1 protein-coding gene is annotated in these 345 nt (G+C 61.4%); it reads left to right on the top strand.

Going from position 1 to position 345, the window contains the following annotated elements; genetic code table 11:
* Positions 1 to 345, top strand: a 345-nt coding sequence (locus Q4528_RS12980; protein ID WP_303521893.1) for a Calx-beta domain-containing protein, incomplete at both ends; no start/stop codon positions are given.

Below are 345 nucleotides of genomic sequence, written 5' to 3'. Positions count from 1 at the left end.
GACCACGGATGCCGTCACGTTCGACTATGCAACCAGCGACGACAGCGCACTGGCGGGCAGCGACTACACCGCCGTGAGCGGCAGTGGCAGCATCGCCGCAGGCGATACGCAATACACCATCGAGATCCCGATCACGGACGACAACTACGCCGAACTGACCGAGACGTTCAACATCACGTTGAGCAATGTCAGCGCCGGTGTCGCCATCGCCGACGGCAGCGGCGTGGGTACCATTACCGACGACAGCGCACCGGCCGATCTTGAGACCAGCACAGTGACGTTAGAGAGCACCCCTAGCGTAGAAGAAGGCGGTAACATCACCGTCACAGCGACCGTGGATAACCC

This window comes from Staphylococcus pasteuri (assembly GCF_030547725.1).
GTDB classification, from domain to species: domain Bacteria; phylum Bacillota; class Bacilli; order Staphylococcales; family Staphylococcaceae; genus Staphylococcus; species Staphylococcus pasteuri.
This window is presented reverse-complemented; position numbering and strand designations above follow the sequence as displayed.